This window comes from Streptomyces sp. MB09-02B (assembly GCF_033794485.1).
Taxonomy (GTDB): domain Bacteria; phylum Actinomycetota; class Actinomycetes; order Streptomycetales; family Streptomycetaceae; genus Streptomyces.
In genome coordinates, this window is record NZ_JARGEE010000042.1 from 24,966 (window position 1) to 33,906 (window position 8,941).

Annotated in this window: 7 protein-coding genes; 2 read left to right on the top strand and 5 right to left on the bottom strand. The window is 70.7% G+C overall.

Annotated elements, in window-relative coordinates; all coding sequences use genetic code 11:
* Positions 1-76: 76 nt before the first annotated feature.
* The 4 genes from P1P70_RS09295 to P1P70_RS09310 all read right to left on the bottom strand — a co-directional run bounded on the left by P1P70_RS09295 (position 77) and on the right by P1P70_RS09310 (position 6,330).
* Positions 77-1,492, bottom strand: coding sequence for a sugar porter family MFS transporter (locus P1P70_RS09295; RefSeq protein ID WP_319236112.1), 1,416 nt, complete (start codon positions 1,490-1,492; stop codon positions 77-79).
* Positions 1,493-1,584: 92 nt separating this feature from the next.
* Positions 1,585-5,205 carry a chromosome segregation protein SMC gene (gene smc, locus P1P70_RS09300; RefSeq protein WP_319236113.1) on the bottom strand — a complete coding sequence of 1,207 codons (3,621 nt, stop codon included), beginning with the start codon at positions 5,203-5,205 and terminating at the stop codon, positions 1,585-1,587.
* A gap of 241 nt (positions 5,206-5,446) precedes the next feature.
* Positions 5,447-5,647 carry a hypothetical protein gene (locus tag P1P70_RS09305; protein WP_005479841.1) on the bottom strand — a complete coding sequence of 67 codons (201 nt, stop codon included), beginning with the start codon at positions 5,645-5,647 and terminating at the stop codon, positions 5,447-5,449.
* A gap of 401 nt (positions 5,648-6,048) precedes the next feature.
* On the bottom strand, positions 6,049-6,330 hold the full coding sequence (locus P1P70_RS09310) for an acylphosphatase (protein ID WP_319236115.1): 282 nt from the start codon (positions 6,328-6,330) through the stop codon (positions 6,049-6,051).
* A gap of 188 nt (positions 6,331-6,518) precedes the next feature.
* On the opposite strand from P1P70_RS09310, the gene P1P70_RS09315 reads away from it, so the two are divergent.
* The gene (locus tag P1P70_RS09315; protein ID WP_319236117.1) at positions 6,519-7,505 is read left to right on the top strand and encodes a CAP domain-containing protein; all 987 of its coding nucleotides are present in this window, start codon (positions 6,519-6,521) and stop codon (positions 7,503-7,505) included.
* Between the two features lie 137 nt (positions 7,506-7,642).
* Positions 7,643-8,065 carry a winged helix-turn-helix transcriptional regulator gene (locus P1P70_RS09320; RefSeq protein WP_413471444.1) on the top strand — a complete coding sequence of 141 codons (423 nt, stop codon included), beginning with the start codon at positions 7,643-7,645 and terminating at the stop codon, positions 8,063-8,065.
* On the opposite strand, the gene mutM is transcribed toward P1P70_RS09320, so the two are convergent.
* Complete coding sequence (gene mutM / locus P1P70_RS09325) at positions 8,038-8,898, bottom strand: bifunctional DNA-formamidopyrimidine glycosylase/DNA-(apurinic or apyrimidinic site) lyase (RefSeq protein ID WP_319236122.1); 861 nt, start codon at positions 8,896-8,898, stop codon at positions 8,038-8,040. The genes P1P70_RS09320 and mutM overlap by 28 nt on opposite strands.
* Between the last annotated feature and the right edge of the window lie 43 nt (positions 8,899-8,941).

Sequence of the window (8,941 nt, forward strand, 5' to 3'; positions counted from 1 at the left end):
TCGTCCACCCCGGCGAACCGCTGCCCCGGCCCGCTCGGCGGTCGGGCCGGGACGGCGGTGGGGTACCGGGTACCGGCTAGCCCATCTCCTCCAGCGCCTTGCCCTTCGTCTCCTTGACGAACTTCAGGACGAACGGGATGGAGAGCGCGGCGAAGACCGTGTAGATCACGTACGTCACGGAGAGGTTCCAGTCCGCCAGGGACGGGAAACTCGCGGTGATGGCCCAGTTGGCGATCCACTGGGCGGAGGCGGCGACACCGAGGGCGGCGGCACGGAGCCTGTTCGGGAACATCTCGCCGAGCATGACCCAGACGACGACACCCCAGGAGAGGGCGAAGAAGAGGACGAAGACGTGGGCGGCGATCAGGGCGACCCAGCCCTGGGTGGCGGGGAGCTTGCCGTCGACGAGGTCGTAGGAGAAGGCCCAGGCCTCCAGGGCGAGGCCGACGACCATGCCGACGGAGCCGATGAGGGCGAGCGGCTTGCGGCCGATCCGGTCGACGAAGATCATCGCGATGACGGTGCCGACGATGTTGATGATCGAGGTCGTGAAGGAGTAGAAGAACGACTCGCTCGGGTCGACGCCCACGGACTGCCACAGCGTCGCGGAATAGTAGAAGGCGACGTTGATGCCGACGAACTGCTGGAAGACCGACAGGCCGATGCCGATCCAGACGATCGGCTTGAAGAGGAAGCTGCCGCCGAGCAGGTCCTTGAAGGTCGACTTGTGCTCGCTGTTCATGGCCGACTCGATCTCGGCGACCCGGGCGTCGAGGTCGACGTCCTCGCCCTCGACCTCGGCGAGGACCTCACGGGCGCGCTCGCGCCTGCCGACGGAGATCAGGAAGCGCGGGGACTCGGGGATCGCGAAGGAGAGCAGGCCGTAGAGCACGGCGGGGACGACCATGACGCCGAGCATGATCTGCCAGGCCTCCAGGCCGAACAGCTCTCCGCGCTGGTCACCGTCGGCGGCGTTCAGGATGCCCCAGTTGACGAGCTGGGAGACGGCGATGCCGACGACGATCGCGGCCTGCTGGAAGGAGCCGAGCCGTCCCCGGTAGGCGGGCGGGGCGACTTCGGCGATGTAGGCGGGGCCGATGACGGACGCCATGCCGATGGCGAAGCCGCCGACGATCCGCCAGAAGGCGAGGTCCCAGAGCGCGAACGGGAGCGCGGAACCGACGGCGCTGACCGTGAAGAGGGCGGCCGCGATCTGCATGCACCGGATACGGCCGATGCGGTCGGCGATCCGGCCCGCCGTGGCCGCGCCGACGGCACAGCCGATGAGGGCGACGGCGATGACCTGTGCCAGGGCCGTGGAGCCGATGTCGTAGCGGTGCCGGATGGCTTCGACGGCGCCGTTGATCACGGCGCTGTCGTAACCGAAGAGGAAACCGCCCATCGCGGCCGCCGCCGCGATGAAGATCACGTGCGAGAGATGGTCGGGCTGGGCGCCGCGAGCTCCTGCCCTGGGCTGCGCTGTGCTGGTCACGTCTGTACTCCTCGGCGGGCACGTCGCCGATGTCGGGGGAACGGGCCTGATGATCTGCTGGACCAGCCCCGCCTACCCGCGCTCGGAATCGCCTAACGCAACCGCTGGCTGATCACCTTCGAGACACCGTCGCCCTGCATCGACACGCCGTACAGCGCGTCGGCGACCTCCATGGTCCGCTTCTGGTGGGTGATCACGATCAGCTGCGACGCCTCCTGCAGCTCCTGCATGATCCGGATCAGCCGTTGGAGGTTGGTGTCGTCGAGCGCCGCCTCGACCTCGTCCATCACATAGAACGGGCTGGGCCGCGCCTTGAAGATCGACACCAGCATGGCGACGGCGGTCAGCGACCGCTCCCCGCCCGAGAGCAGCGACAGCCGCTTGACCTTCTTGCCCGGCGGCCGGGCCTCGACGTCGATGCCGGTGGTGAGCATGTTGTCCGGGTCGGTGAGGATCAGCCGTCCCTCGCCGCCCGGGAAGAGCCGACCGAACACGCCCTCGAACTCCCGCGCGGTGTCCCAGTACGCCTCGGTGAAGACCTGCTCGACCCGCTCGTCGACCTCCTTCACCACCTGCAGCAGATCGGCGCGGGTCTTCTTCAGGTCCTCCAACTGCTCGCTGAGGAACTTGTGCCGCTCCTCCAGCGCCGCGAACTCCTCCAGCGCCAGCGGATTGACCTTGCCGAGCTGCTGGTACGCCCGCTCGGCCGCCTTGAGCCGCTTCTCCTGCTCGGCCCGGTGGAACGTCTTCGGCTGGTTGCGGGGATGCTCCGGGTCCTCCGGCAGCTCCTCCCCCTCAGCCGGCGGCGACGGCGGTACGAGCTGGTCGGGCCCGTACTCCGCGATCAGCCCCTCCGGTTCGACGCCCAGCTCCTCCAGCGCCTTGGTCTCCAGCTGCTCGATCCGCATCCGCTTCTCGGCGCCGAGCACCTCGCCCCGGTGGACGGAGTCGGTCAGCTTGTCCAGCTCCGCCTTGAGGCCGCGCCCCTGGTCACGGGCCTGCGCGAGCTCCTGCTCGCGGCGTGCCCTGGCCGAGTCGGCGGCGGTGCGTTCCTGGTCCGCGCGCCCGAGGGAGACCTCGACGTGGCGGAGCAACTGCCGGGCGCCGGAGGCGACGGCCTCGGCCACGGCCGCCTCGTGCCGCAGCCGCGCCCTGCGCTGTTCGGCCCGCGCCCGCGCCTCACGCTCGGCGCGCGCGGCCCGGTCGAGTGAGTCCGCGCGCCCCGCGAGCCCCTTGACCCGCTCCTCGTGCGTCCGCACCTGGAGCCGGGCCTCCATCTCGGTCTGCCGCGCGTTGGCCCCGTCCGCCGCGAGCCGGTCCCGTACGAAGGTGTCCGGCTCCTCCTCGACGGGCATCTCCTCGGCCACCGCGAGCCGTTCGGCCAGCTCCTCGGCATCCTGTACGGCATTGTCGAGCGCCTCCTGGGCGCGTGCGGCGGCGGCCGTGGACCGCTCGGCCTCCCCGGCGGCGCCCCGCGCCTGCCCGGCCAGCCGCCCGAGCTGCTGGGCGACGGCGGACTTCTCCCGCTCGCCCGCCCGGCGCCGCTCCCCCAGCTCCTCCACGAGCCCGGCCCGTTCCCGGCGCAGCTCGACGGCGCTCTCCTGAGCCTCGGCCAACTCCTCGCACCGTACGGCCAGTTCCTCCAGCTCGGCCGCCGCCTCGTCGACGGCGGCCTGCACCTCCAGCAGGCTCGGTGCCCCGGCCGAGCCGCCGTGGGCGAGGTGGGCCCCGAGCAGGTCGCCTTCGGCGGTGACCGCGGTGAGGTCCGGGCGCGCGTAGACGAGGGCCTCGGCGTCTTCGAGGGTGTCCACGACGACGATGCGGTGGAGGAGGCGGCGGACGGCGGGGGTGAGGTCGGAAGGAGCACGGACCAGGTCCGCGGCGAAGTATGCGGGAGGGGATGCCGGGAGGGGTCGCCTTTCGTCCGTGGGTCCGTCGTGGCTGGTCGCGCCGTTCCCCGCGCCCCTTGGGGAGGCGGAGGTCAGGTCTTCGGGCGCCCCCGCCAGCAGCAGGGCCGCCCGGCCCGCGTCCTGTTTGCGCAGCAGGCGGATGGCCTCGGCTGCGGAGGCCGGGCTGGTCACGGCGATCGCGTCGGCGGCCGTGCCGAAGGCCGCCGCCAGGGCGACCTCGTGCCCCGGGGTCACCGTCAGGAGCTCGGCGGCCGGACCCAGCAACCCCCCGAGCCGGTCCTTCGCGGCGAGCAGCGCGCCCGTGCCGTCCTTGCGGCGCAGGCCCAGGGCGAGGGCCTCGTGGCGGGCCTGGGTGGCGGCCCGGCGGCGTTCGGCCGTGGTCGTGGCCTCGCGGGCGGCGGTGAGGGCGGTCTCGGCCTCGGCCAGGGCGCGCTTCGCGGCGTCGTGCTGTTCGGCCAGGTCCGAGTCGTCGGCGTCGAGGGTGTCGACCTCGGCCTTGAGCGCCTCGTACTCCTCCTGGGCGGCGGCGGCACGTTCCCGCGCCTCGTCGCGGGCGGCGGCGAGGCGGTCGATCTCGGACTGCGCGGAGGCCGCGCGGGAGCGTGCGGCGTTGACCTGGCCGTTCAGCCGGGCGAGGCTCTCGCGGCGATCGGCGATGGAGCGGGCGACGTCCTTCAGCCGGCGTTCCTCGACCACGAGTTGCCGTTCCAGGTCGGCTCGGTGCTCGACCGTGTCCTCCAGGGCACGCTCGGCGGCCTCCAGGGCCGCTTCGAGTTCGGCCTCCTGTTCGCGGATACGGGCGGCCTCGCGCTCCATGTCCTCCGGGTCACGGCCGCGCCGCTCCTCGGGGGGCGCCGAGGTGGCGCTCTTGACCCGGGCATCGGCCAGGGAGATCGTGCCGCGCACCCGTTCGGCGAGCTGTGACAGTTCGTACCAGGTCTCCTGGGCGCGCTGGAGGCGCGGGGCCAGCCGGCGCACCTCGCCCTCCAGGTGGGCCTCCCGCTGGAGCGCCTTCTTCAGTTCCGTCTCGGCGGCCTCCTTGCGCTGCTTCAGCGCGGCCTCGTCGGCGACCTCCGTGCGGAGCGCGGCGTGGAGGCGTACGAGATCGTCGGCGAGCAGGCGCAGGCGTGCGTCGCGCAGGTCGGCCTGGATGACGGCGGCCCGGCGGGCGACGGCGGCCTGGCGGCCCAGCGGCTTGAGCTGGCGGCGGAGTTCGTCGGTGAGGTCCTGGACGCGGGCCAGGTTGGCCTGCATGGCGTCCAGTTTCCGCAGGGCCTTCTCCTTGCGCTTGCGGTGCTTGAGGACGCCGGCGGCCTCCTCGATGAAGGCGCGGCGCCCCATGGGGTCGGCGTGCAGGACGGAGTCGAGCTGGCCCTGGCCGACGATGACGTGCATCTCGCGGCCGATGCCGGAGTCGGAGAGCAGGTCCTGGATATCGAGGAGACGGCAGGTGTCGCCGTTGATCTGGTACTCGCTGCCGCCGTTGCGGAACATGATCCGCGTGATCGTGACCTCGGAGTACTCGATGGGGAGGGCCCCGTCGGAGTTGTCGATGGTCAGCGAGACCTCCGCGCGGCCGAGCGGGGGACGCCCGGTGGTGCCGGCGAAGATGACGTCCTCCATCTTGCCGCCGCGCAGCGACTTGGCGCCCTGTTCGCCCATGACCCAGCTGAGCGCGTCCACGACGTTGGACTTGCCCGAACCGTTGGGCCCGACGACACACGTGATGCCCGGTTCGAACCGGAGCGTGGTCGCCGAAGCGAACGATTTGAACCCCCGGAGGGTCAGGGCCTTGAGGTGCACGGCGCTGGACTCTACCTTCCGGCCTTGTCTCACTCCATGAACGCGCGGTTTCGCCCATGAACGTGCAGGGCACATCAGACGTTAAAGAGGGTGAGGTGGGTCGGGGGCCGAGGCGGGGAAGCGGGGCTCGGGGACAGAAAGAAGGGACGCCTCTAGAGAAGGCGTCCCTTGCAGATCTGACAACTTAGCGGTTGATACTGGCAGCCCAACCACTGCTGTCTGTCGTGGTGCGATGCAGTGATCAGGTGAGCGCAGGCTCCGCCTGGCGTGCGTCGAGCTCCATGAGCGAGTCGTGAGAAGCGGCAGCCGTCAGCGCGTCGTTCTCCGCCTGGATGCGTCCGAGCTCGGATTCCAGGTCCTGGACACGCTGCTGGAGCCGTCGCATCTCGGCGAGGAGTCGCGGGTCGGAGCCGCCGACGTAACCGAGAAGCGCCTTTGCCATGATGGATGGTCCTCCACACTGAGTGACCGACCGAAGCGGTGTGGGTCGTGAGGGAATCGCACCCGCCTTGCTTGGCACTGTTGAGTTTTTGCTGCCGTCTTCATGCCAAACAGCTAAGGTGCGCGGGGTTGCTTTTAGCGTCTCACCAAAAAGTTTGACGGTCAACACGATCACGCCCGGCATTGGCGGGCACCCCACTGCCGCGCGGCCCCGATCGGGCGACGCTGCGGCGATTCCGGGACCTCTCCTGGCCGGCGGAGCGAGGGGATCATCCTCTCTTCGGAGCCTGCCATGGCCAACCCGTCTTGGCAATCACCTGCACATTTCTGGTTTGTGCATGCTTCTGGCATATGCCGGTGGCGCTCCCCTCCGCTCTCACGCTTTTTGTTCCGGCGGAGCGATCAGCGGATGGCGAAGCCCTCGTACCCCCCTCGCGGTGTGTCCCAGATCTCGGTCACACCCACCACGCACCCGGGCGTGTCGTCCCCCTGGAGCCACTCCAGGAGCCCCTGGCACGCCTCACGCGGCCCCTCGGCGACCACCTGCACCCGCCCGTCGGCCAAATTGAGAGCAAAACCACTCAGGCCCCCGATCTCCAGGGCCCTGGCCCGGGTGAACCAGCGGAAACCCACACCTTGCACCCGTCCACGCACCCAGGCGACCAGCCGTACATCCTCGCTCATGACCGCACGCTAACGGGCCAATGTCTCCTGGGTCTCTCCCTCCCCTGGCGCCATGCTGTACCGTCCCCACCCAATGAATCTCATATGAAACTCACTCCTTCGTGTGGGATTCGTGAAGACGACGAACACAACGTTGACGAACTCCCCAACGTTGACCGCAGGACCGCAAGGACGAGGAAGGCCAAGACATGGGACGCCACCGACGCTCCGCCGCCGGCCGCGCCGCCAGGGGGGGCCGCGCCGCCGGGGTCACTGACAGGGGCTTCGTCCCCGAGGAGCCGCACTACGGCCCGGAGAACCTGTACGGGTTCGCCGCGTTCCTGGAGGCCGACGCCCAGGCCGCCTCGCGGGGCGGTTCGCGCCGCCGCAAGAAGAAGACCGTGACGCCTGTGAAGACCGGTCTCCTCGGGGTCTCCGCCGCCGTCGCCCTCGGCACCGTCGCGGTGGCCACCGGTGTGCTGCCGGGCGGCGACCAGTACACGATCAGCGGGGGCAACGCCAACGAGACGGTGGTGCCCGCGGGCTCGCCGACGGGTGCGGCGACCCAGCAGGGCGGCACGGACGGCGCCGCGCAGGGCCAGCGCGAGGACGAGTCCACCAGCCGTGACGCCGAGCGCGCGGCCTCCCCGTCGAACACCCCGGCCCCGTCGACGCCCCCGTCCGAGGAGAAGAAGCCCGCCGAAGAGGCGGACAAGGGCTCCGGCTCCCAGAAGACCAGGACGCCGTCCGACAAGCCCACCAAGGAGAAGGAGAAGGGCAAGGAGAAGGACACCACTTCTCCGGCGGAGCTCTCCTCCGAGACCCAGGCCGAGGCCGCGGTCCTCCTGCTCGTCAACGAGGAGCGGGCCAAGGCCGGCTGCCAGCCGGTGGCGGCCAACAGCGACCTGGCGAAGCTGGCCGAGACGTTCAGCGCGGACATGGCCCTGCGCGGGTTCTTCGACCACACCGACCCCGACGGCTCCGACCCGTGGGACCGTGCGGCCGCCCTCGGGATCACCGGCCTCGGCGGCGAGAACATCGCCCGCGGCCAGGCCACCGCCGAAGCGGTCATGGAAGCCTGGATGAACAGCCCCGGCCACCGGGCGAACATCCTGAACTGCGACTTCAAGACCCTCGGAGTCGGCGTCCACCTGGGCGACGGCGGACCGTGGTGGACGCAGGACTTCGGCTACTAGGACAGGTGACACCCGTCTGCCCGGCCACTCCTCCCCGCCCCCGGCGCTAACCAGCAGTTAGTGCAATCTTCTGGCTAGCGCTGTGCGGGAGTATCCTCGTGCGTATGGAATCAGCCGCGCAGACGAGCGTGACGCCCATGCGGGCGGCCGCGGGTACGGATGCCGTGGGCACGCACGCCATGGACGTCGACGGGCTGGCCTTCGACGTGTTCGCCAGGAACTGTCCCTCACGGGGCACCCTGGAGCACGTCACGGGCCGCTGGGGCGTGCTCACCATGGGCGCGCTGCATGAGAGCTCGCTCCGCTTCAACGAGCTGCGCCGCCGCGTGGACGGCGTCAGCGAGAAGATGCTCTCCCAGACCCTGCACGCCCTGGAGCGCGACGGCCTCGTCCACCGCGACGCACAGCCCACCAACCCGCCCCGCGTCGACTACACCCTCACGCCGCTCGGCCGCGAGGTCTCCGAGCGCCTGCTGTCCCTCATCACCTGTGTGGAGGACCGCATGGAGGAGGTCCTCCGGTCCCGCGAGCGTTACGACGCGGCGCGCGGCGCCCGCTGACACGTGGGGCAGAAGTAGCTGGACCGGTTCATCCACGGCCGCCGCCGCATCGGCGTGGCACAGCGGCGGCAGGGCAGCCCCTCGCGGCCGTAGGCGTCCAACGACCGGTCGAAGTACCCCGACTCACCGTTCACGTTGACGTAGAGGCTGTCGAAGCTCGTGCCGCCCACCGAGAGGGCGGCGTTCATCACGTCCCGTACATGGCCCAGGAGTTCGGTGGTGCGGGGACGGGTGAAACCGGCGGTGGGGCGTTCGTAGTGGATCTTCGCCCGCCAGAGCGCCTCGTCCGCGTAGATGTTGCCGACCCCGCTGATCAACGACTGGTCGAGCAGGGCGCGTTTGATCGTCGTGCGCTTCCGCCGCAGCGCCTGGTGGAAGGCCTCGGCGTCGAACTGCGGGTCGAGGGGGTCGCGGGCGATGTGCGCGATGACGTCCGGCAGACCGTCGGGGGTGGTGTCGTGCAACGACAGTCCCCCGAAGGTGCGTTGGTCGACGAAGCGCAGTTCGGTGGCGAGGTCGTCCGCGAAGCGGACACGGATCCTGAGGTGCTTCTCGTCGGCCGCGTCATGCGGCTGCACGAGCAGCTGGCCACTCATCCCGAGGTGCGCGAGGACGGCGATCCCGGTGTCCTCCACGGGCAGCCACAGGTACTTCCCGCGCCGGCTGGGCTCGCCGATGCGACGCCCCTTGAGCCGGTGCGCGAAGTCCTCCGGGCCGGCCAGGTGCCGACGGATCGCCCGGGGGTGGAGGACCTCGACGTCGGCGACGGTGCGGTGCGCCACCCAGCGCTCCAGGCCGCGCCGGACGACCTCGACCTCGGGCAGTTCTGGCACGGGGTCCTCCGGAGGTTGAGCGGGGGGCGTGTGAGGGGTGAGG

Bases quoted from the DNA above. Each gene is read 5' to 3' on its own strand.
- P1P70_RS09320 (WP_413471444.1), top strand. From the start codon at position 7,643: ATGCGGGCGGCCGCGGGTACGGATGCCGTGGGCACGCACGCCATGGAC.
- P1P70_RS09305 (WP_005479841.1), bottom strand. From the start codon at position 5,647: ATGGCAAAGGCGCTTCTCGGTTACGTCGGCGGCTCCGACCCGCGACTC.
- P1P70_RS09315 (WP_319236117.1), top strand. From the start codon at position 6,519: ATGGGACGCCACCGACGCTCCGCCGCCGGCCGCGCCGCCAGGGGGGGC.
- P1P70_RS09310 (WP_319236115.1), bottom strand. From the start codon at position 6,330: ATGAGCGAGGATGTACGGCTGGTCGCCTGGGTGCGTGGACGGGTGCAA.